The sequence below is a fragment of the Streptococcus sp. SN-1 genome, from assembly GCF_041154385.1.
In the GTDB taxonomy this organism is placed as follows: domain Bacteria; phylum Bacillota; class Bacilli; order Lactobacillales; family Streptococcaceae; genus Streptococcus; species Streptococcus mitis_CT.
On record NZ_AP028929.1, the window covers coordinates 1,899,411 to 1,921,770 of the forward strand.

At 40.3% G+C, this 22,360-nt stretch carries 27 protein-coding genes; 1 reads left to right on the forward strand and 26 read right to left on the reverse strand.

The genetic code is table 11. The annotated features are described in order from the left end of the window. Nucleotides 1–14: 14 nt before the first annotated feature. The 22 genes from ACAM22_RS08795 to tgt form a co-directional block, all read right to left on the reverse strand. Nucleotides 15–500, reverse strand: a complete 486-nt coding sequence (locus ACAM22_RS08795; RefSeq protein WP_033679597.1) for a PTS sugar transporter subunit IIA — start codon at nucleotides 498–500, stop codon at nucleotides 15–17. 76 nt (nucleotides 501–576) lie between these two features. After that, nucleotides 577–858 carry a PTS sugar transporter subunit IIB gene (locus ACAM22_RS08800; RefSeq protein WP_000241466.1) on the reverse strand — a complete coding sequence of 94 codons (282 nt, stop codon included), beginning with the start codon at nucleotides 856–858 and terminating at the stop codon, nucleotides 577–579. Between the two features lie 22 nt (nucleotides 859–880). Continuing rightward, the gene (locus ACAM22_RS08805) at nucleotides 881–2,338 is read right to left on the reverse strand and encodes a PTS ascorbate transporter subunit IIC (RefSeq protein ID WP_000452074.1); all 1,458 of its coding nucleotides are present in this window, start codon (nucleotides 2,336–2,338) and stop codon (nucleotides 881–883) included. Nucleotides 2,339–2,468: 130 nt separating this feature from the next. Continuing rightward, nucleotides 2,469–3,092 carry a ribonuclease P gene (locus ACAM22_RS08810; RefSeq protein ID WP_261012397.1) on the reverse strand — a complete coding sequence of 208 codons (624 nt, stop codon included), beginning with the start codon at nucleotides 3,090–3,092 and terminating at the stop codon, nucleotides 2,469–2,471. Nucleotides 3,093–3,142: 50 nt separating this feature from the next. Next, complete coding sequence (jag, locus tag ACAM22_RS08815) at nucleotides 3,143–4,132, reverse strand: RNA-binding cell elongation regulator Jag/EloR (RefSeq protein WP_261012396.1); 990 nt, start codon at nucleotides 4,130–4,132, stop codon at nucleotides 3,143–3,145. Nucleotides 4,133–4,149: 17 nt separating this feature from the next. After that, on the reverse strand, nucleotides 4,150–4,974 hold the full coding sequence (locus tag ACAM22_RS08820; protein WP_261059677.1) for a membrane protein insertase YidC: 825 nt from the start codon (nucleotides 4,972–4,974) through the stop codon (nucleotides 4,150–4,152). Continuing rightward, nucleotides 4,949–5,320 (reverse strand): ribonuclease P protein component, encoded by a 372-nt coding sequence (gene rnpA, locus ACAM22_RS08825; RefSeq protein ID WP_369606696.1) that lies wholly within the window; start codon nucleotides 5,318–5,320, stop codon nucleotides 4,949–4,951. Before rnpA ends, ACAM22_RS08820 begins: the two co-directional genes overlap by 26 nt. 149 nt (nucleotides 5,321–5,469) lie before the next feature. Further along, the gene (locus tag ACAM22_RS08830; protein WP_369606697.1) at nucleotides 5,470–6,660 is read right to left on the reverse strand and encodes an acetate kinase; all 1,191 of its coding nucleotides are present in this window, start codon (nucleotides 6,658–6,660) and stop codon (nucleotides 5,470–5,472) included. A 50-nt stretch (nucleotides 6,661–6,710) separates the two neighbouring features. Further along, entirely contained in the window at nucleotides 6,711–7,664 is a 954-nt protein-coding gene (locus ACAM22_RS08835; RefSeq protein WP_369606698.1) for a class I SAM-dependent methyltransferase, read from the reverse strand. 60 nt (nucleotides 7,665–7,724) lie between these two features. Further along, complete coding sequence (locus tag ACAM22_RS08840; RefSeq protein WP_261059675.1) at nucleotides 7,725–8,312, reverse strand: class I SAM-dependent methyltransferase; 588 nt, start codon at nucleotides 8,310–8,312, stop codon at nucleotides 7,725–7,727. Nucleotides 8,313–8,344: 32 nt separating this feature from the next. Continuing rightward, entirely contained in the window at nucleotides 8,345–8,758 is a 414-nt protein-coding gene (gene comGG / locus ACAM22_RS08845; protein ID WP_173267826.1) for a competence type IV pilus minor pilin ComGG, read from the reverse strand. Beyond that, on the reverse strand, nucleotides 8,736–9,197 hold the full coding sequence (gene comGF, locus ACAM22_RS08850; RefSeq protein WP_369606699.1) for a competence type IV pilus minor pilin ComGF: 462 nt from the start codon (nucleotides 9,195–9,197) through the stop codon (nucleotides 8,736–8,738). The genes comGG and comGF overlap by 23 nt, the downstream gene beginning before the upstream one ends. Next, on the reverse strand, nucleotides 9,160–9,462 hold the full coding sequence (gene comGE, locus ACAM22_RS08855) for a competence type IV pilus minor pilin ComGE (protein WP_369606700.1): 303 nt from the start codon (nucleotides 9,460–9,462) through the stop codon (nucleotides 9,160–9,162). The genes comGF and comGE overlap by 38 nt, the downstream gene beginning before the upstream one ends. After that, complete coding sequence (gene comGD / locus ACAM22_RS08860) at nucleotides 9,425–9,859, reverse strand: competence type IV pilus minor pilin ComGD (protein ID WP_369606701.1); 435 nt, start codon at nucleotides 9,857–9,859, stop codon at nucleotides 9,425–9,427. Before comGD ends, comGE begins: the two co-directional genes overlap by 38 nt. Continuing rightward, entirely contained in the window at nucleotides 9,822–10,145 is a 324-nt protein-coding gene (gene comGC, locus ACAM22_RS08865; protein WP_000738640.1) for a comG operon protein ComGC, read from the reverse strand. The genes comGD and comGC overlap by 38 nt, the downstream gene beginning before the upstream one ends. A 1-nt stretch (nucleotide 10,146) precedes the next feature. Next, nucleotides 10,147–11,163 (reverse strand): competence type IV pilus assembly protein ComGB, encoded by a 1,017-nt coding sequence (gene comGB / locus ACAM22_RS08870; protein WP_265529580.1) that lies wholly within the window; start codon nucleotides 11,161–11,163, stop codon nucleotides 10,147–10,149. Beyond that, nucleotides 11,111–12,052, reverse strand: a complete 942-nt coding sequence (comGA, locus tag ACAM22_RS08875; protein ID WP_265529564.1) for a competence type IV pilus ATPase ComGA — start codon at nucleotides 12,050–12,052, stop codon at nucleotides 11,111–11,113. Before comGA ends, comGB begins: the two co-directional genes overlap by 53 nt. A gap of 78 nt (nucleotides 12,053–12,130) precedes the next feature. Continuing rightward, on the reverse strand, nucleotides 12,131–12,496 hold the full coding sequence (locus ACAM22_RS08880; RefSeq protein ID WP_045606653.1) for a DUF1033 family protein: 366 nt from the start codon (nucleotides 12,494–12,496) through the stop codon (nucleotides 12,131–12,133). 151 nt (nucleotides 12,497–12,647) lie between these two features. Continuing rightward, entirely contained in the window at nucleotides 12,648–13,706 is a 1,059-nt protein-coding gene (locus tag ACAM22_RS08885; RefSeq protein ID WP_369606702.1) for a zinc-dependent alcohol dehydrogenase family protein, read from the reverse strand. A 160-nt stretch (nucleotides 13,707–13,866) separates the two neighbouring features. Then, nucleotides 13,867–15,018, reverse strand: a complete 1,152-nt coding sequence (gene nagA, locus ACAM22_RS08890) for an N-acetylglucosamine-6-phosphate deacetylase (RefSeq protein ID WP_101786331.1) — start codon at nucleotides 15,016–15,018, stop codon at nucleotides 13,867–13,869. 151 nt (nucleotides 15,019–15,169) lie between these two features. Further along, the gene (locus tag ACAM22_RS08895) at nucleotides 15,170–16,987 is read right to left on the reverse strand and encodes an acyltransferase family protein (protein ID WP_369606703.1); all 1,818 of its coding nucleotides are present in this window, start codon (nucleotides 16,985–16,987) and stop codon (nucleotides 15,170–15,172) included. A gap of 100 nt (nucleotides 16,988–17,087) precedes the next feature. Beyond that, nucleotides 17,088–18,230, reverse strand: coding sequence for a tRNA guanosine(34) transglycosylase Tgt (gene tgt, locus ACAM22_RS08900; RefSeq protein WP_001285237.1), 1,143 nt, complete (start codon nucleotides 18,228–18,230; stop codon nucleotides 17,088–17,090). A 116-nt stretch (nucleotides 18,231–18,346) separates the two neighbouring features. Here tgt and ACAM22_RS08905 point away from each other — a divergent pair, with 116 nt between their 5' ends. Then, the gene (locus ACAM22_RS08905) at nucleotides 18,347–19,204 is read left to right on the forward strand and encodes a DUF975 family protein (RefSeq protein WP_369606704.1); all 858 of its coding nucleotides are present in this window, start codon (nucleotides 18,347–18,349) and stop codon (nucleotides 19,202–19,204) included. A 25-nt stretch (nucleotides 19,205–19,229) separates the two neighbouring features. Here ACAM22_RS08905 and pcp read toward each other — a convergent pair whose 3' ends face one another. The 4 genes from pcp to ACAM22_RS08925 form a co-directional block, all read right to left on the reverse strand. After that, on the reverse strand, nucleotides 19,230–19,874 hold the full coding sequence (pcp, locus tag ACAM22_RS08910) for a pyroglutamyl-peptidase I (RefSeq protein WP_000866923.1): 645 nt from the start codon (nucleotides 19,872–19,874) through the stop codon (nucleotides 19,230–19,232). A 112-nt stretch (nucleotides 19,875–19,986) separates the two neighbouring features. Next, nucleotides 19,987–20,349 (reverse strand): DUF1304 domain-containing protein, encoded by a 363-nt coding sequence (locus tag ACAM22_RS08915; RefSeq protein ID WP_061087522.1) that lies wholly within the window; start codon nucleotides 20,347–20,349, stop codon nucleotides 19,987–19,989. A 10-nt stretch (nucleotides 20,350–20,359) separates the two neighbouring features. Continuing rightward, on the reverse strand, nucleotides 20,360–20,785 hold the full coding sequence (locus tag ACAM22_RS08920; protein WP_369606705.1) for a MarR family winged helix-turn-helix transcriptional regulator: 426 nt from the start codon (nucleotides 20,783–20,785) through the stop codon (nucleotides 20,360–20,362). A 209-nt stretch (nucleotides 20,786–20,994) separates the two neighbouring features. Beyond that, complete coding sequence (locus ACAM22_RS08925) at nucleotides 20,995–22,200, reverse strand: LysM peptidoglycan-binding domain-containing protein (protein ID WP_261053184.1); 1,206 nt, start codon at nucleotides 22,198–22,200, stop codon at nucleotides 20,995–20,997. Nucleotides 22,201–22,360 lie beyond the last annotated feature (160 nt).

The following is a 22,360-nucleotide window of genomic DNA, read 5'->3' on the forward strand; positions in this document are numbered from 1 at the left end:
CTTTATTCCTCTTTCTAACTTTCCAAATCCAATCCCTCGAGATAAGGGCTATCCTTAGATTCTTCAATCATCGTCAAGACATCTTCCTTAGTCTGGCAAACCTGTAAACGTGCGATAGAATCTTCTAATTCAAACAAGGCAATAATCTGTGGAATGGCTACACTTGTGTGAATTTTTGAGCTTGTTGCTGCTAGTGCCAACAAAACTGAAACTTCTTTCCCATCTGAAAATACAACAGGATTTTGTAAGGTGATCAATGAAAAGGCATCTCTTTGCACTCCAGCTTCAGGTCTAGCATGGGGCATAGCCATACCTGGCATTAAGATATAGTATGGGCCATACTCTTCAGTCGATTCAATGATAGCATCGTAATACTCTGGCAAAATTGCTCCACTTTCAATCAAGGGATCTACTGCTACCTTGACTGCTTCTTTCCAGTCTTTAGCTTCTAAACCTAGTCGGATCGAGTCATTGTCAATTAAAGCTTGTTTTAAATTCATATCTGCCTCCTTTATTTAAAGAGGGAGAAGGACAGAAACGATGACTCTCAGTTTCTATCCAGCCCCCTCCAACCTTTTACTGTAGTGCTTGACTGAGTTTTTCAGTGATTTCTTTATCATCCATCAAGTTGTCAAGCCCAATTAACTTCCCATTAGTTCGCCCTTCCAATTCTTGGATCAAATGAAGAGAAGCGATTACGATGTCATATCCTGCTGCTAAACCTTTAGCTTCACCGACACTGCATGAATTGACTGTAAAATCTGTTTGATTAAGCTTACGGAGAGCATTTTCAACCTTCATCTTGATAACCATTGATGAACCCATTCCATTTCCGCACGCTGCTAATACTTTAACCATTTTATTTCTCCTTTTCTAGATACTAAGCTTCTTCTTGAACTGCACCGTTGTAATATTTCTCTTTATCTTTTGCTTTGGCAAATTGAAGTTGAGGAATAACAAGCAAGAAGAGACACACAAGTACATAACCAACAATACCAAGGTATTTGAAGATATATCCAAATCCAAGCCATGGGAATTCAAAGTCGATATTTCCATGGTAACCACCATAAGATGCTAAATCAAGAAGAGCTACACAGAGAGCTCCTAAAGCAACTTGGAGAACACCTGAGATGAAGGATAGGATAACAGCCGCTTTCCATCCACCGCGTTTATCAGCGTAGACCGCAATGGCTGCATTGTCAAAGAACACTGGTACAAATCCTGTAATAATAAGAATCGGATTTTTAAAGACGATGAGCAAGACAATTGTGATCAATTGACCAATCAAACCAAAGGCAAATCCTGACAAGACAGCGTTTGGAGAACCAAATCCATAAGAAGCTGCAACGTCAACCGCTGGGAATGAGCCTGGCAACAATTTGTTTGAAATACCTTGGAAGGCGTTTGTCAACTCAGATACGAACATGCGGACACCTTGCATCAAAACGAACAAGTAAACTGAGAAGGTAAAGGCTGTTTGAATAATGTACATAAAGAAATCTTGTTTAGCAGGATTGAATAGAGTTCCTGAAGTGATGACTTCTTTATTAGACATAATGTCTGGACCCAAGATTAAAAGAATGGCTCCGAAGAATACGAGCATCAAGGTAGCAGATGCAACAACTGTATCGTGGAAGATTGAGAGGAACTTAGGTAATTTAAGATTGTCTAAACTTTCTTCTTTCTTACCAAAGCGTCCTGCTACTTTATCTACAAACCAGATTGCAAATTGCTGTTGGTGACCAATCGCAAATCCGCCACCACCAGTCAAGCGTTGAGTTGCCTCAACAGTCATATTTGAACTAACTGCCCAGTAAAGTCCACAGATGATACCAATCGCTGCTGTACCGTAAGCATTGCGCAATTGTGGTACTAAGAATAGAACCATAAGAGATACTGTTGCAGCTTGTTGTACCATGATGTGACCAGTAATAAAGAGGGTTCTTACCTTCGTGATCTTGCGAAGAGCTACGAGCAAGATATTTATTCCGAAACCAATCAATAGAGCTGTAGTTGCAGTTCCAACAAAATCTGGAAACTCTGCTGCAATTTTGTTGTTTGCTGCAGCAAGTCCAAAGTAAGGGTCGATAACCGCTGCACCAATTTGGAATTTGTAGTTAAGGGCTGCTAAGATCGGACGGAAGGTTGTAACCAAACCACCTGCACCCACATTGAGCAACATATACCCTACTGTTGCTTTAACAAACCCTGAGAAAACGTCGTGGGCAGGTTTTTTCAAAAGTGCGTATCCTATCAACACCAATAAACCTACGAAAAATGCGGGATTCTGCAAAATATTGCTAGAAAACCAATTTAGAACACTTGAAATGACTTCCATAATTGTTCTCCTTTTGAATTGTTTTTGTAGGTTTATTATATAATTTGAAAGCGTAAACAAAAAGACCAAGAATTACACAGCGGACTGTTCACTCTTGGACTGTATGATTTATGATATTTTAATGATTAGCTTAGTTTCTCGTAGCTAGATAAAATGGAAGAATTTTATCATAAGATTTCAGTAGGGCTTCTACGATTTCTTCTTCAGATGAATTCTCTGTTATAGGGACATCTATTTTAACTAACACTTTTCGGACTTCCTGATTGGATAGTTTATTTCTTAAAATTTGACGATTTTCTTCGTTCGCCTCCCACCGTTGACTTTGACCATCAGAGTAGACTAGATAATAAACACCTTCAACGGTTGGAACTTTTAAAACTTTGGCCTGCTTGCCTAGAGTTCGCTCATCTTTCTTACGCTCGATGAAACTGACCTCTAAGGAAATTCCAAAGTCAGCAGGTGTTCCATACAAACGAAGAGCCATCATAGGTTCTGTCACTTTCCCCTCACGCTGTAGATAAACCCATAAGTGTGGTCTCAAACGCTGCGCTTGGTTCATCCACTGACTTGTCTGTTGGAGTTGCCATTCTGGATGACTTATCTGAAATGCTTTAGCCAGTTCTGTAAAGGCTTTTCGAGCCTCTTGACCTTTATGGCGGAATTCCAGCATTTTCTCTCGTTCTTCCCCAGCTTTATCTGGATTACGGTACTGCAAACCTGCAAAGTCTAGATAGTCTCTTATCTTATTCAACATCCGTTTAACCTCCTCTAGCTAGCAAAAAATCAGGATAAACCTGATTTTACTTATTCTGTATCTACAACGACATAGCGATTTGGCTCATCACCTTCAGAGTAACTAGTCACGCCATCCATACGTGAAATAATACGGTGGATAATCTTGCGTTCACTATTTGACATAGGATCTGTCTGATGGCTACGACCTTCTTCTAAAACACGAGTCGCCAATTTTTGCGCATAGGTCTGCAAGACTTCTGCACGGTGTTCAACGTAATCATTAACATTAATAGTAATGTAGAAAGTTCTTGAATAGCGGTTATAAAGATAATTTTGAGCCAACAGTTGCAAGGCCTTCAAGACTTTACCATGATAACCGATGATACGACCTGGCTCATTAGTATCAATTTGTAGATTGATGCTACGACGGTTATAGTCATTTGAAATCGTCGCCTCAACGTCCATATCATCAATAATCGTTTGAACATAAGTCGTTACTTCCGTAGCTACTTGTTCAATATCAAAGCTCGGTTCCACCTTTAAGCCCAAATCTTCTAATTCTTGACTTTCAGTTTGTTCCGCTTGAGTCTCAGCAATAGGAGTTTCTACTTCTTCTCCGAAACCAGCTTCTTCAAGCTGTAATTCATTTAAAATCTCAATATGTCCAGTTTCTTCCAAAATAGTGCTGGCATGTTTTTCATTTTTCAAGATTTCAGCCTTGACTTCATCAGAAACCCCTTGACCTTCCTCTTCAATCTTTTTAATTGCTTCTACAACATGCCCCAAATCAACGGTTGCTTCACTGACTGTTTTGACCGGTTCATTTTGTTCATTAATTTCTTTGGGAACACCCTTGACAGCCTGCTGATTAGCTTTAATGACCGTTGTTTCACTAATAGCTTCAATATCAACTTGAGCTGGTTTTTTACCAAACAAACCAAGAAATCCATTTTTTTCACGAGAAATGACTTTGATATGAGCCTTCAGTCTTGGGATATCTAATTCTTTCAATCCTTTCTGGATTGCTTCTTCAACAGTTGAACCTGTAAATACTACCATTACCAGATTCCTCCTTATTATTTCGTTTTCTGAGCCTTTTTCTTGGCTTTTCTTTTTCTATTTTCCAAATCTTTCTGTGCCTGAACTACCGCCTCGCGCTCTGCGATAATCTTGAATGGATTGTTCAAGAAATAGGTTTGCAAGACTTGATAAGCATTGGACACTGTCCAGTATAGGGCGACTCCACCTGGTGCATAAACTGCAAAGATAAAGATCAAGACTGGAATCCCATACATCATCGCAGTCGTAGCGCCATTACGCTCAGACAAGGCTTTGTTGGACAACCAAGTACTTAAAAAGGTAAATACAGCTGCTAAAATCGGAAGAACAAGGGTTGTATCCACACCACCAAGGTTAATCCATAAGAAATGACCTGTCTTTAAAAAGTCAACTCTTGATAGAGCTTGGAACAAGGCCAAGATAACCGGCATCTGAATCAAAATCGGCCAAAGAGAATCTGACTGTCTGACACCCATTTCTTTAAAGACTTTACGCATTTCTTGCTCTAGCTTGGTTCTGCTTTCCATATCTCGACCTGGATATTGTTCTCGAAGCGCCTTAATGCGTGGTTGAGCTTCCTGCATTTTTCTAGAAGCCACCATTTGCACTTGAAAGACCGGCAAGAGAACTGTACGAATCAAGACCGTAAAGAGAATAATCCCCACTCCGATACTGATATCAAACGATAAAAAGCGAATGATTTCCGCAAAGAAGTAAACAAATTTACTCCAAAAATCAGCCGATTCGGCTGTAATATCGCTAGTTGTCCCATTTGTTGCACAGGCTGTCATGATAAATAGGGACAGTCCTAGCAAACTAGTCAACTGTAGTTTCTTTTTCACTCCCATTTCCTTCCTGGTAAATCTTTGATAATTTTAATACGTGGAGTAGATTTTTCTCCATCTCTGCGTATCCCAAGGTTTCGACTCCTTTTCGAGCAATGACAACAAAGTCGACATCTTCTACCAGACTCCCTTTTGCATTCTGGATAATATGTCGAATTCGTCGCTTAATTTGATTTCTAGTGACGGCATTCCCTAGTTTTTTGCTAACTGATAGACCTACTCGAAAATGGTTTTTCTGATTTTCTAATTGGTAGACAACAAATTTGCGATTGGCAAAACTTTTCCCCTCCTTGAAAATCGCCTTAAAATCTTTCTCTCTTTTTACACGAAAGTTTTTCTTCAAAACTCAACTCCATCTATTAAATTACTACTATTATACCATATTTTTCAAAAAAGCCAATCATAGCAAGGTTTTACACAATTTCATCAGAAAAAGAAGCTGGAAAAATCTCTTTCCCAACTCCTTGTACTAAATATTTTTTCTAGTTTTACTTATTTTTTCAAGCGTTCAACGTCACGGGCAATGACCAATTCTTCATCTGTTGGAATAACCAAAACACGAATCTTCGCTGCCTCTGTTGAGATGTCTCCTGTCACGCCAAAGACGTTCTTCTCTGGATCAACATCACAGCCAAACCAAGAGATACCTGAGATAACATCTTCACGTACGTTTGCAGAATTTTCACCGATACCTGCAGTAAAGATAATAGCATCTGCTCCATTTAAGACTGCAAGGTATTGACCGATATGTTTTTGAATGCGATCAACATACATTTCATAGGCTAAAGTGGCATCGTGGTCCCCTTCTTCCATAGCTGCAATCACATCACGCATATCACTAGATTTACCTGAAACCCCCATAAGCCCTGATTCACGATTAAGGACGCGACTAATGTCTTCAGGCGTGTTAAAGTCTTCTGTATATTGCATTAAGTAAGGAATGATAGCTGGGTCAATATCCCCTGTACGAGTTCCCATCATCACACCACCAAGTGGAGTGAATCCCATTGAAGTATCGACAGATTGACCACCCTTAACAGCTGTAATAGAAGCACCATTACCGATGTGGCAAGTAATCAATTTCAAGTCCTCTAATGGACGTCCCAAGAGTTTTGCTGCTTCTCCTGCTACAAACTGGTGACTTGTCCCGTGGGCACCATATTTACGAACCTTGTTTTCTGTGTAATATTTTGTTGGTAGAGGATAGCGATAAGCTTTCTCTGGCATAGTTGTGTGGAATGAAGTATCAAAAACAACTACACTGGTAATGTCTGGCAACAATTCCTTGAAGGCACGAACACCTGCAGCATTGGCTGGATTGTGGAGAGGAGCCAACAAACTCAACTCTTCAACTTTTTCTAAAACATCTCCCTCAACAACTGTTGATTCTTTGAAATATTCTCCACCGGCAACAACACGGTGGCCAACACCTGTAATCTCGTCATAAGCCTTGATAATATCGAAACGAATCAAGTCATCCAATAAGATTTTTACAGCTTGTGTATGATTTTCGATATCCAAAATTTGTTGTTCAGAACGACCATCAAATTTTACAGTTGAAATTGAATCTTTCAAACCGATACGTTCAATCAAACCTTTCGCCAATACTTTTTCTTCTGGCATTAAGTATAATTGCCATTTCAAACTTGAACTTCCCGCATTGATTGCAATTGTTTTTGTCATAACATGATACCCCTTTTTAAGCGTTTTCATCTATTATAACAAAATCTATTTTATATTTCAGTACCTTGAGTCCATTTTTGAAAATTTTCTTTAAATTTCATTAAAATACTTGCATCTTGCAAGCTAGCAAGTGGATAAACAAAAGGCTCTACTGCTGTTTCACTTTTCTTCTGTAAGATAAAAATTGTCTTGGATTGTTTGACATTGGCAAAGAGATTTTCAGGCAAACTAATCATGGCAGTCAGACTTGCCTCTTCTTTCAACCAGCCTTTCAACAAATCACTTTGAGGGCTGGTCAACAAATCACTCGGAGCGAGAAAAATAGCGTATCCATCTGACTTGAGGTACTTAAGTCCTTGTTCCATGAGCAAGTGATGAGCGTAGGTATGTTCTTGACTAGAAGCAACTTGATGGCGCGACGCAACGGCATCATCAGGATAATAACCGACAGGCAAGTCGCTGATGACCACATCGCTTTCTTTGAGCATTTGTGGACGAACGGCATCTCCTTGGACAAAACCAGCCTGCAAACCAATCACATCTGCCATGCTAGCTGCCAAATCAATCAGCAAATCATCCACTTCCATTCCCAAATAATCCACCTTTTTATCAAGCGAGGTCAAGAAAGTAGCGCCTAGAATTCCCATCCCAGACCCCATTTCGAGAATAGTAATTTCCTCCTCTTTAAGCAACTCTTCCACAATAAACACCAAAAGTAAAGCAATGGCATCTGGTGTAAACTGGTGATTGGCCTGTAAGGGCTCTGTCTGCCCAGCCTTCATCAAGAGAAACTGGTAGGTCTTGAGCCATTCTTCTTTGCGTAGCGCTAAGCGCTTAAGGACTTGATTGTTCTCCTTGACCTGCTCTAGCTCAGTCTCACCATCCAGATAGATGCTATTTTGCTCCACCAAGGCGTCATAAAAGTTGGTCGCCAAATCACTTTGGATGACTTGGACATTCTCTAGTAAATAAGTATAAGCTTGTTCAATTTTTTCAAAATCCATATTCCTATCTTATCAAATTTCCCTTCTTTTTTCCATCCTTATAGAAAAATCACTCCCTGACTAGGCGAGTGATTTTTGGGCTACTGTTAAAAAGAGTTCTGAGTAATTTCCTTGAAACAGGTCTTCAGCACTATAGAGAATCTGACTATACACAGATGAAAAACCGTGCTGAATTAGCTTGGTTTCCAGTTCAGCCAATTCAAATCCATGATGGTTAGCTTCTGTCTTGGTAAAATCAGCAAGTAAAAGTTGTCCGTTTTCTCTCAGATGTTGATGAAACAGTGAGAGAGCCGCATCCAAATCAGGCATATGATGAAGAACCCGACAAACAACAATGAGATCAAACTCTTGCTCTAAGGGATTTTTCAATAAATCTTGCTCCAAAAACTGGATATTCTTGATTTCTTGTCGCTCCGCTTTCAAACGAGCTTGCTCCAGCATTTTCTCTGAAATATCCACCAATATTACAGATTTGGCTTGTTTTGCCAGAGGCAAGGCTAATAGCCCCGTCCCTCCACCGAAATCCAAAATTTCTTTGTCTGATAGAAGATTAAGCTGCTTCTCGACTGCTTGACAAACCAAGTTTGCAAGGAAAATATTTTTAGGGGAATCGAAAGTTTCTGCTTTGTGGTTAAAATCATGTTTCATGCTTTTAGTTTAACACAAAGTAGCTTGATTGGCTAAGAATTATCTTTCTTTTCGACCTTCTCTTCTGATTTTTTCTTCTCCGCTTTTTCGCTTGAATCGGTCGCTACCTCTTCCTTTTTATCTCTTTTCTCTTCTTTGATTTTGACGGAAGGAAAGATAAATTCATATTGACTCTTAGGCGTACGAACCGTCGTCACCAAGCTTGTTTTCTTATTTTGATAGCTCACCTGACCTAGGTTATAAACCTGTTCTCCACTTTCTTGCTCAACCTTATCTTTGGTTCGCTTGGCCATAGCAAAAGCAATTAACTTTTCTTTATTTAAAGCATAGTCTTGATAGTAGGCGACTTGTCGGTTCAAGTAAAATTGTAACAAAAGACTAAAGATGGCTGCCATGGTCACTGCATAGAGGAGAACCCCTGCCTTAACTTTTTTCTTTTTCCACACGATAGATGAACTCCCTTTCTAAGCCTTTTTGGAACTGGAAACGAAAACGCACCAACTGATTGTCCTCTGTAATCTGAGCGGATTTGAGGCCATAAACCATAGGCTGATAACCCCGTCCACTAGCATCGGTTTTACGAAAATCATCCGATTTTGACTTACCTATCGCAATTTCCTTGCCATCCTGCTTCATATAGAGGCGATTGCCCTCCACTTTTTCGAATTGCGAACGGTCTAATTCTGCCTCCAGCTGGTGCACAAACAAGAGCCACTCCTTTTGCTCGCTTTGTTGTTGGTAGCGAACTTCTGAAATGAGGAGCTGACTCATGTCTTGAAAGAGGAGTAGGCTCCCACTGATGACAATAAGGGCAATCAAGGATTCCAACAAGGTAAAAGCCTTGACCTTATGGCTCTTTGATAGCCAACAACTGTTCTGAACCATGGTAGACCTCCAATCCCTTTTCACTAGAAAACACCTGAATCTCAACTCCATTTATGTTTACCTGATTTTGACCTGTCTGCAAGGTCATCTTAGCTACCCTCAAGACTTCTTCCTTTTGCAAGATTTTTGCTTCTTCTTGCCTATTTTTCTGAATTTGTCTCAAAAGGAGGGTTGCAATGCTGGCAAAGATAGCTAGAGCAACTACTGCTTCCAGTAAAATCACTGCCCTAATTTTTTGTTTCCTTAATGCGTTTAATTTTTCCATTTCCTAGATATAACTGATAGCGAATCATTCCTTTACTGGTCTGAAATTCAACCTTAGCCAGGGACGAATTGCCCCCAGCTCGATCAAATGTAATACTTTGACCTGATGGTGCCTGAATCCCTTTGGGGACTGTCAACTTTTGACTGCCATTGCTAATCGTCTGCCCATCTAAGTTTAGACTAGTCTTTTGCTGACTAGCTACACTGCGTTTTTGAGTGTCCCGATAGAGTTCTTCAAACTCCATAAAGAAAATCTGCTCCTCTACCGCCGCAAAAGTGGACTGGACAGAGCCAGACAAGCCCAAGGCAAGGATACTCACAAGTCCCAAAACCAAGAGGCTTTCCAGCATGGTAAAGGCCTTAATCCGCGACCGTTTGAGTCTTATTTTGTTTTGCATGATATTCTTTATAAGCTTTAGCTTGCTCTTCTGTGATTCGCCCATCTGCTTGTAACTTACTTAAGCTAGCATCTTCATTTTTATCCAAGCTATAAAGCTCTGCCTGGCTTTCCACCACCTTAACAACAGCAGCTTTTCCTTTGTCGTTGACTGCTTCTTTTTGCTTGGTCAGATTAGGTACAAAGAGTAATAGAAGCACGCTGATAATCAGCAAGACCACCAACATTTCCACAAGTGTAAAAGCTTTAACCTTAGCTTTTTTCAAGAATGTCATCATTTTTTTCATTTTAAAAATTTACCTCCATATTTTGATACATGGGCATGAGCATTGCCGCATAAAGTAAAACGATAATCAGTGCCACAAAGATAAAAACCAGTGGCTGCACCAAATTCATGGTGCGGTTAACTCGGGTAAAAAAGGCTTCCCAAGTTTTTTCAGCATAGATTTCCAACTCACTCCCCAGCTTGGACTTGACTTCACCATACTCGATGATGAGACTCAACTCTTTTTTAAAGAAAGGATAGGTTGCTATGGTTTGAGAAAATTCGCGGCCATTTTGTAGGGATTGAGCTAAATCTTGACCGATTTCTTTAAAGAGCTGGGAACCTTGTTCCTGCATGATTTGAAAAATCTGCGTCAGCTCCATTCCCTGCGAAATCATATTACCCCATTCACGCGCATAATAAGCTGTCAGATAAGTCTGCACAAAGATTCCAAGAAAAGGAATGCGTGCTAAGATAGAAAAGACGCGCATCTTAGAACTTCTTTTATAAAAAGTGAGTGCTAAAAGGACAAGTATGGAAACAAATCCTACCATTCCTAGAAAGATTTGTGGCAGATTTCCGATAATTTGGGTGGCAATATTACTACTATCCAGTTGTGGTAGTAGGTAGCTACGTAGCCCCAGCATAATTAAGAGAAGAAATCCCAGTAAAATCAAGGGATAGGTCGCTACTTCAATTAATTTTTTCTTGACCTTGGCTAGATTGTCTAGATACTCTTCTATCTTTCCCAAACTCAGGTGGAGATTTCCATGGACTTCCGCTAGGGATAACTGAGTGACAATGGCACTTGAAAAGCCCAAACTTTCCATCATTTCTGAGAATGATTTCCCCTGAGACAAGCCCGTGCGCATCTGGGTCACACACTGCTTGTCCAACAAGGCACTCCTATCTAAAAAGGAGATAGTCTCTACCAGATGAAAACCGCTGGAAAAGAGATTGTTAAACAAGGTGATGATATTTTTTTGCTTAGCTGTAGCTAATTTTTTCCGTTTCAGCCTGAAGACTTGTGATATGTCCATCTTTAAGAAGCTGGTCAATCTGCTCATTCCAGCTAGTTGGCTGGTGTTCTTGATAGTCTTTGTTTGCAAAGTCAACGATTCCTCCTCCCCCAATTAATCTCTGGTAGCAGACTCCTTGAAGAACGACTGCTAATTCCTCCTCACTCACACCCAACTCCAGCAGGCGCTCATAAACACCTCGAATACTCTTGGCATGAATGGTTGAAAAGACTGTTACCCCTGTCAAACTAGCTCTAACTACTGCACGCGCCGTCTCGCTGTCCCGAATTTCTCCGATAATCAAGAGATCTGGTCGATGGCGCAAGGAAAGTTTGATTAGATTTTCATAGGTAAGCCCAATCGCCTCATTCAACTGCAACTGGAGCATGTTGTCCTGCTTGATTTCGACAGGATCTTCAATGGACATAACTTGCTGTCCTTTAAAGAGAGATTTAGCCAATTCATGCATCAAGGTCGTCTTGCCACTGCCGACCGGACCAGCAAAAAGATAGAGACCACGTTGCCTATACTGCTTGCCCAGTTCTTCGATATCCTGAAACCAAAAATGCAAATCCTGCTCCTCATCATGCAACAAGCGAATAACTAAACTCTCATGCCCTCGATAATCGCCTACGGTAGATAAACGTAAGGACGCCATCTTATCGTCATAAGCATAATCGCAGGAACCAAGCTGACTACGTCGCTTTTCTCCCACATTCATACCCGCCACAAACTTAAAGTGGCTGATAACGGCAGCAAACTTTTCAAAATCATAACAACCAATTTTACAACGCTCATCTCCTACCCTCATATGAAGCTCATAAGCGTCGAGCTTAGGGACAAAATAAATATCCTGCGCCCCTTTTTTCCGGGCCGAACGAATGATTTCTTGTGCAATTTCTTGAACCATACTTACCTCCTCACCTATACTATTCGCAAAGATTTAGAAAAAAATAAAAAAGCAACTCCAAAAAAAGTTACTTTTTCTCTATTTTAATTTCATACGGCAAGAACGGTGCCTTTCCTTACCTGTTTGTTTTTCATAGCCTGGGCGTAGTTTTTCATCTGGAATAACCTGCTCATCCTGCAAAAGAGCCAACGAATGGTATTGTTGTAAATACTCATCACATTCATCACACCAACGTTGGTCTTCTGGATCCCAAAAAATGGTCATCAAGTCACTTCTGCTTTTATAAAGAGGGGATTCTTGTTCCAATTTAAACCAGCAAGTTTTGTAATATTTGAGAGCATCATAATACTGGTCAAATTTCTTACTAGCTACAATATCTTCTTCCCAACCTTCTAAGAACCACCAAGGTTCAAAATCTCCATACATTTCTATAACACGATACATATTCATTCATTTCCTTTGTATCGTATATTATAACTAATTCCATTAAACAAGAAAAGAAATATGCTCATTTCTTATTTTTCAGATAAAAAATTCAGCCATCTGATAAATGACTGAATTTATATTTACTTATGTTCCAAAATGTTTTTACTACTTAAGATTCTGAAATATCGTTTTCAATGATGACCTTAATTGCATGGTGGTCTGCTGCCTTACTGAAGACTTCGTAGGCTTTTTCAATTTCACTGAGTTTGAAATAGTGAGTTACCAATTTTTCTGGTTCAATCTTATGACTTTCAAGTGCTTTCAACAATTGTGGAGTTGTATTTGTAGATACCAAACCAGTTGTTACATTGATGTTGCGAATCCAAAGTTTGTCCAAATCGAATTCAACTGGTTTACCATGTACACCACAGTTGGCAACTGTTCCGTCTACACCGATAATCTTTTGACAGAAATCAAATGTTGCAGGAATACCAACAGCTTCGATAGCAACATCTACACCACGACCATCTGTCAAATCATAAATTTCTTTAATGGCTTTTTCAGGGTCTGAAGAATTAACCTTGTGAGTCGCACCAAATGATACAGCAGTTTCCAAGCGGTTATCGTCTAAGTCCACCATAATCAATTTGGCTGGTGAGTAGAACTGAGCTGTCAAAAGAGCAGCCAATCCAACTGGACCTGAACCAATAATGGCCACACTACAACCAGGTTCTACTTTCCCTTTCAAGACACCAATTTCATACCCAGTAGGCAAAATGTCTGATAACATAACCAAGGCTTCATCTGACAAGTCTTCTGGAGTATGGTAAAGAGTGTTATCTGCATGAGGGACACGTAAATATTCAGCCTGCATACCGTCAATCAAGTGACCGAAAATCCAGCCCCCTTCGTCTTCACAATGGGCATAAATTCCTTTTTTACAGTAGTAGCATTTACCACAGGCACAGACACAAGAAATCAAGACCTTGTCGCCTTTTTTGAAATTCGAAACTCCTTCTCCAACTTCTTCAACAATCCCAATCCCTTCGTGACCAAGAATGGTACCACTTTTGCAAGCAGGAACATCCCCTTTGATAATATGGAGGTCTGTTCCACAAATAGTGGTTTTTACGATACGCACAATAGCGTCTGTCGGCTTGCGAATCACTGGTTTGTCAACGTCAACAAAAGAAGCAAGTCCTGGTTTAACATAAGTATAGGCTTTCATAAAGTACTCCTCCGTTTTTTATTTGTACTATTTATAATGTAATTGTAAGCCTTTTCATTTGTTTCTTCAAGTTTTTTTGTGATTTTTTTAACTTTTTTATTAACCGGTAAAGAAATATAGATAAAAAGCAGAAGCTAGTCTCTAACCCCTGCTTTATATCTTATGCTTGATAACGTTTCACACCGTCTAGATAGGTTGCTACCAATTCCAAATCTTTATCTAATACGATAAAGTCCGCATCATAACCTTCACGGATTTGGCCACAGACATCGTCAATATGAACAGATTTTGCTGGGTTAAGGCTGGCCATCATGACCGCTTCGTGTGGATTTGCAATACCCCACTCGACTACATTTCTCATACCATCTTTAAGTTTGAGGATAGAACCTGCCAAATTACCAGTAGATTTGAGACGTGCAGTTCCATTTGCTACTACAACAGGGAATTCTCCCAACATATAGTCACCATCTTCAAGCCCACCAGCTGTCATACAGTCCGTAATAAGAGCGATGTTTTCTGTCCCCTTTTGCTTAAGTAAAATCTCACAAGCTTTTGGATCTACGTGGTGACCATCACAAATCAATTCTGCGTAAGTATGTGGGAGCTCATACATAGCTCCTACCATACCGAGTTCGCGGTGTGTTAAACCACGCATCCCATTATAGGCATGTACCCATACACTAGCTCCAGCATCAACTGCCTTCTTAGCTTGTTCAAATGTCGCATCTGAGTGTCCAAGTGCAACTGTCACACCCTCACCTGTAATAGTACGTACAAAATCTTCCACCCCATCACGTTCTGGTGCAATAGCGATCTTATTTAGCATCCCTTTTGCAGCATCCTGCCAAGAATGAAACTCCTCAACACCCGGGTCTCTCATATAAGTTGGATTTTGTGCCCCCTTAAAAGTTTCTGTGAAATATGGACCTTCATAATAAATCCCACGAATCTTAGCACCTGTTGCTTCTTTATAATGGTTTCCAAGATTTTCAGTGACTGCAAGCAATTGCTCATAAGTGGCTGTTAAAGTTGTGGGCAAGAAACTGGTAACACCGGTACTAAGAAGTCCTTCACTCATAGTGTGCAATGTACCTTCAATGTTGTTGTCCATCACATCTACACCTGCATATCCATGAATATGAGTATCCACAAGACCTGGTGCAATGCTATAACCAGTATAGTCAAGAACCTCTGCTCCTTCAGGAATTTGATCCACATGTTTCCCAAATTTGCCATCAACAAGTTCTAAGTACCCACCGCGACGAATGCCAAATGGATAGAAAAACTGATCCGCTTTAACGTAATTAGGCATAATAATGACCTCCTTAAAAGATTACTTTTGATATTTATTATGTCAATTACATTATAAACTTTTCTGATGCATTTGTAAATGGTATAGACCTATTTTCTAGAGATATTTTAAAAGAGCTGGATTTTTCCAACTCTTCTCTTTTAAATACACGTTATTTTGATTTGACTGGCTTGTCTTGAGCTGTTTGCAAGGCTGTAGCAATGGTATCTGCATACAATTTTGCTCCGGCTTCAATTTTACTAGTGTCACTTCCGAAATGGACTTGGTCTGTTCCTGTCCAGATCTCTGGATGTTCCTTAGCAACTTGATTCCAATCAGCAATGGTGATATAAGGAGTCTTCTCTGCCAATTCTCTCATATAGGCAGCAGCCTTCTCAACGATGGCATAGGTCTCTTTTGTCTTATCTCCCTCATAAGGAGTCACCAAAACCATATGGTGGCCCTTAGGAAGATTTTTTACGATACTATCCCAGTCATCCTTGTAATTTTCAGGATTATTTACCCCTGTTGCAATGACCACCATCTTAGGTAAAAATTTATTCTGGCTATTATTTAGCATGATTTCATTGGCAGTCTTGGTTGTTCTGCTGACCTGCGCGTTAATCTGTGCTCCAGGAAGGGCTGTCTGCAACGCTGTATTTGCCCTTAAGGCCACCGAGTCACCAATTAACATAGTACCATCAGCAATTCCTAAACTATCAGCTTCTGCTCGTTCTGCCATCACCTTGGTCTGGCTAATATTTGTTGCAGCTTGCTTCAAACCATTGACAGTTAAGTCTGTCTCAAAAGCTCCCACTTGTGGTGCCAACAGAGTTACTAAGAAGACAATGAAGGCCAAGATTCCTGTACTTGTTGCAAGGATTGTGTGAATATAAGGCAGGGGACGAAGAGTTTGTAAAATAGGTGTGCTCTTTCCTGCAATCCACGGCTCCAATACATAAAATGAAAGACTGGCAAATCCATAAGAAAAAATCAAAGTCAGTAACACAGCAAAAAGATTTGATGTCAACTGTGAGAAAATAATGTAGAAAGGCCAATGGAAGAGATAAACCGCATAACTAGTATCTGCTAAAAAGCTAATCATCTTTGGCTCCTGCACGTTAGGAGTCTTTTCATGTAAGACACGCGCTGCCAGAATCATAGCAAGGGCTGCAAGGCTGGCAAGCAAGAAGCCCATAAGATAGGCAAAGAGATAGGTAAATTTGACAAAGAAGGTCAAAATGAGTAAGAAACCAAAACCTCCTGCAAAAACTAAAAGGGTCTTGCGTAAATCCCAGATTTTATTCAACTGCTTGACGAGGGAAGTCGTCTGACGAACGCCTACGATAGTTGCTAGGATACTTCCCAAAAAGAATGGATAGACATGAGTTAAACTGGAGAAATAAACAGAGGAATAAGAGGTTACTAGAAAACTACCAATAAACATGGAGAAGAAGCTGATCAAGAAGACAGTGGCAGATAAAAGAAAGACCATCCCCTTCAACTGACCATTTGATTTAGCCTGTTTAGATAAGAACCAAACTGCCAATCCCCAAAGAATATAGTAGTGAACCTCAACGGCCAAGCTCCAATTATGAACAAACAAATGAGGAATGAACTGTGATTCATAACTCCCACCTGTTAGAAGTTCATAGAAGTTAGTCATAAAGCCTAAGACACCAGCAATCTGGCCCCCAATTCCAGCCACATAATCTTGGCGAACTAGAAAGGTAAAGGGCATGGTTACCAAGACCATCAAAACCACAGGTGGCACGATACGATAAAAGCGTCTCCTAAAAAATCCAACCAAATCAATTTCATGATTTTTAGAAAATTCTTCGATGAGTAGAGCTGTAATCAGGAAACCTGAAAATGTGAAAAAGACATCTACCCCGAAAAATCCTCCAGGAAAGATGGTCTGAAAGAAGTGATACAAGAGTACCAAAAGTAAACCTGTAATCCTAATCAAGGAAAACCATTTAATGCGCATACGAGTTTATTCTTCCTTTCATTGTACACTTTATTCTATCAAAAAAAGAAGAAAAATCCTAAGAGAAAACTTAGGATTTTTAGCTTATATCTATTCCGTTTTAGAAATTACGTCCTGACTTATTATAGCCATATTTTTCAACAAAATACTCACGGAACTCCAAGAGATTGTCATCCATAATGGCTTGTCGCACTTGCTTCATCAGGTTAAGCAAGAAGTAAAGATTGTGGTAGCTAGTCAAGCGAATACCAAAGGTTTCATCGGCCTTGAGCAGGTGACGAAGGTAGGCGCGTGTGTAGTTCTTACATGTGTAGCAATCACATTCAGGATCCAGTGGTGTAAAGTCCTCAGCAAACTGGGCATTTTTTACAACCAAACGTCCCTGACTGGTCATACAAGTCCCATTACGAGCGATACGAGTCGGCAAGACACAGTCAAACATATCTACCCCACGAATCACTCCATCAATCAAGCTATCTGGCGCTCCCACCCCCATCAAATAGCGAGGTTTATTTTCAGGTAGCAGTTGGGTTGTGAAGTCCAAGACCGCATTCATCTCTTCGTGTGTTTCTCCCACTGCCAAACCACCGATAGAGTAACCTGGAAAGTCCATGCTGACAAGATCATGAGCCGATTGGCGACGCAGGTCTTCAAATCCTGCCCCCTGCACAATCCCAAATAACCCTTGGTCATGCGGACGACGGTGAGCCTTCAAACCACGCTCAGCCCAACGACTGGTACGCTCGATTGATTTCTTAACGTAGTCATATGGTTGATAAAACTGAGGACATTCGTCAAAGGACATCATGATGTCTGAGCCCAGATTATTCTGAATAGAGATGGCTTTTTCTGGGGACAAGAACATCTTAGAACCATTGAGATGGTTTTTAAAGGTTACTCCTTCTTCTGTGATATTACGGCTATCAGCTAGGGAATAAACCTGGAAACCACCACTATCTGTCAAGATAGGCTGGTCCCAATTCATGAACTTGTGGAGACCACCTGCGCGTGCAATGAGTTCATCTCCAGGACGAAGCCAGAGATGATAGGTGTTTGATAGGATAATTCCCGAACCCATCTCCTTCAATTCTTCAGGTGACTGAGTTTTGACAGTGGCTTGTGTCCCAACTGGCATAAACATAGGTGTCGGGAAGGTACCGTGGGGAGTGATGATTTCTCCCAGACGAGCTCCCGTGTGTTTTTCTTTCTTAATCAAACGATATTTGATTGGTGAATCTGACATTTTTTACCTCCGAAGCTGGGAAAGACAGTCCCAGTTCATACTTTGTGCCCAATGGCATACTGTATGATTTTATCAAAAAAAGCTGGAACTGTCACGAACTATGGTATAATGAGAGAATGAAATACCTAAAAATTGATTTAAAAACTATTCGTCTGCAGTCCAGACAATTTCAGGCTGAAAATCCCCGCCTCTTTCTCGTCTATCTCTTACCTAGCATACTGCTCATCTTGTCTGGCTTCCTCAATCCCTTAGAGCGCATCAACGAGAGTGTTTTAGAACAACCCTTTTTAAGCGTGTTTGGCCATGTATTCCAAGCCTATCTTTTTCCACTATTAGTCTCCTTTATCGGAGCTATTCTTCTAACCAGTTCAGTCTATACAACCCTAAAACTCATCAAGAATCCAGATACAGAACTATCCGTCAAAAATAGTCTTACTCTCTTTAACGAAGCACACTTTTCACAAACCTTTTTGACTCTACTTCTCAAACGTTTCTATCTCTTTTTATGGAGCATTCCTAGTTTACTCGGGATTTACTTCCTCTTTTACAGTAGCTTTCTAGCAAAGAAATTCGTTGTCCTTCACCCTGAGTTTCCCAATCTGGATCTCACGTCAATTGAAACCGAGCGTTTCCTCATGACCTTTGGTCTTTACTTTCTAGCAAGTATACTCTTGATGATTGTCGGAAATAGTCTCTATATTCCACAATACTATGCCTATTCGCAGGTAGAATTTCTCCTCTGTGACACCCTAGATTTAGGACAAGCCAAACCAGGACAAATCCTTAAAACCAGCCGTTTCCTGATGAAAGGCTATAAATTTCAGCGCTTTATTCTAGACCTACAACTCCTCCCTTGGTACTTCCTCAATTGGATTACTTTTGGAATTGCTAGTTTCTCACTCCTACCCTACATTCAAATCAATAAAATGATTTTTTACCGAGCAGTATTGGCTCGAAAACGTCCAAAAGCTTGAAGGTTTTCCCTCAAGCTTTTTTCTATCAATGAGTTTCTCCGCCTACCAACTTGAGGTCTTGATCTCCATGTTCGATAATGGCGCCGATTGCCGCTTCTATCCCTCGCCTAATATCCACTAAACTCATAGCTGGGGTAGTCGGTCGATTCACCACCTGTTCCATCATATAAGGAATATGCATAAAACCTGCCTTAACATGTGGAAATTTCTTTTCTACCAAATAGAGGGCCTGATACATCAAATGATTGCAGACAAAAGTCCCTGCCGTATTAGAAACAGAGGCCGGCAATCCCTCTTTTTTTATAGCTTGAACCATCGCTTTAATCGGCAGACTACTAAAGTAGGCCGGAGCACCGTCTGGGCGAATGGGAAGGTCAATCGGTTGATTACCTTCGTTATCAGGAATGCGTGCATCGTCTTGATTAATGGCTACTCGCTCAGGTGTCAAGCTGGTTCTTCCACCTGCTTGGCCGATACAAAGGACAAAGTCAGGTTGATAACGACTCATCTCTTCTTCCAATACTTGGGCCGATTTGTGAAAGACTGTTGGCACTTCTAACCAACGGACCTCAGCACCATGGATTTCAGCTGGTAAACCTTTAATGGCCTCCAAAGCTGGATTGACCTTTTCCCCTCCAAAGGGCTCAAAACCTGTCACTAATACTTTCATTTCTAACTCCTCAAAACCAATTCAATGAGACTTTTTTCTTAAAAACAAGTATAACATATTTTCCTTATTCTGGAGTGAAAAGGACTAGAAAGACTAAGATTGACCTTTGAACTTATTTAAAGAGTAAAATACTAATCAAGGCCAAAATAGCTGGTCCACCTTGCTTCAAAATAATTTTCTTATCTGCTGTGAGAGAGCCATAAGCCGCAGCACCAATCACAAATAAAACAAAAATAGTCACAATTTCTAAATTCTGTGAGAAATAAATTCCATACAAGAGAAAGACTCCTAACAAAGCATTATAAATCCCTTGATTTTTAAACAATGAACTTACTGACGGACGAGCCAGTTCTTCCTTGTCCATGTTAAAGACACGACTAGTCGCATCTGATTGCGTTGCAATACTTTCCAAATAAAAAATGTAAAAATGCTCCAAAGCAACGATCGTTGCTAAAATGATTGTAATAATTGACATCTATTTCTCCTTAGATCTCTATATTCTCAATACCCAAAACCAATTTATTTAATAAACGGCTGAGTTCTGTTCTTTCAGACTCTGTTAAGATACTTTCCATCGCTTCTTTAACCTTGATATGCTTCAGAGGAGGATTCACCACTAACTGCTCCTTGGCATACTTCGTAGCCTCTACCAACACTTCTCGCTGATTTTCAGGATTACGATGACGCTCCACCAAACCTTCCTTTTCCAGAATTTTGAAATGTCGTGTCAAGGCGGCCTGATCAATCTTCAAACGCTCCTGAACCGCTATTTGATTACAAGGGGAATGCTTCAACAAAAATAATAAAATCTGATACCGTGTCAAACTAATCCCAAGTCTTTTTTCAAACAATTGCGTGCTCGCTTGCTCAGACAAGCGGAGTTGATAAAGCAGATCTTGAATCTCTATCATTTCTTCCTCTCTCTTTTTATTGATTTATCAATAGTTGACTAATCAATTATAATGCAAAGTAAAATAAATTGCAAGAATGTTGCTTAAATCATTACAAGACAGAAACTTCCCATTTTCCATTCAAATTGACAAACAAAAAAACAAACGAGACTCGCTTCCTATCACGAAAGCTAGATCTCATTCGTCAAAATGATATTACCAAGCCTGGTTTATCCATTCATTGAAACGTGAACGTGGTCATAGTGGTTTTCTGTCACGCTACCACGGTCTGGCATTGGGTTCCAAGTATTAGCTGGTCCATATTTGCTATCGAATGGAGCATAGAAACGTTGTTTCCAGATGATATAACTAATACCACGGCTGGCCATGTTTTGAATAGCATATTCCGCAATCTTATCCCCTAGTTCTGAGCTTTCTGGCACCATAAAATCGATAGCCAAACCTTTTCCGTGATCTCCACTGTCTCCTGGACGGTAACCACTAAAGGATGTGATGCCAAACAAGTTGGCAATTTCTTCTTTAAAGGCAGCTGTTTGTGGTTGAAGGCCTGCATTTTCAGATTTTGCTACTGCCAGTCCAGTATAATCGGGCGCAGCTGGAGCCACGTAAGTTGTTGAAACTGTTTTCGCCTCTTCTGGTTGATAAGTAGAAACTGCTGCTGTAGCTTCATTTGATGAGGCTACTTCTTTTGCTTCTTCTGCACTTGTTGCAGGTGTTTCGGTTGTTTTTTCTTTTACTGGCGTTGTAGTTGCTTCCCCTGCTGATTCAACTTGAGGGCTTGCTTGTGTTTCTTGCTTCTCAGCTTGAGTCGTTGCCTGAGGAGCTGCTTCTGCAACTACATTGCTTGTTTCGGCTGTTTGCTCTTCTGGGACAGAAGTTCCTGTAGATGGTGCCACTTCTTCTGCAGTAGCAACTGTCTCTGCAACTTCTGAACTTGTTGCCACTTCTTTTGTTCTTGTAGTTTCTACTGCTTTTGGTGCTTCTACAATCGGTTGAGAAAGGTCTGCAACCTGAACAGTTTGATCATCAACGGTCACTTGATTGGTTGTCAAATCTGCTGTCGCAGTTGTCACTTCTTCACTAGAAGCTACTTGAGGTGTTTTGATTTCAACTTCTGTGACTTCTTCTGCTTCATTGACAGTCGTTGTCAAAACAGTTTCTGGGAAAATCAAGTCCATATTAGTGATTTTATTCAAATTCGCAAGAACTGTGACATCTACACCCAAGGCTTCTGCAATGGTGCTTAAAGTATCACCATACTGAACGGTATAACTTGTTTTGTTGTCTGTTTTAGTCAAATCGTTTTGGATTTGCTCAACACTACGTGCAGTCCAAAGAAGTTCTTCTGCTTGGGTTGCCAATACTGGGGCAAATGACAAGGCTACTGTTGAGGCTAATAATATTCTTTTCTTCATTCTTTCAAATTCCTTTCAAATGAGTACCTGTCTATGATAACACAAAAAATGCTGAAAAAAAGCCCTCTCGGGCCTATTTAACAGAACTGTCTATCCCTTGTAACAAATTCGATTACTTGAAATAGTTTGTTAGGTCTCTGTCACAAAACTGACACAATCT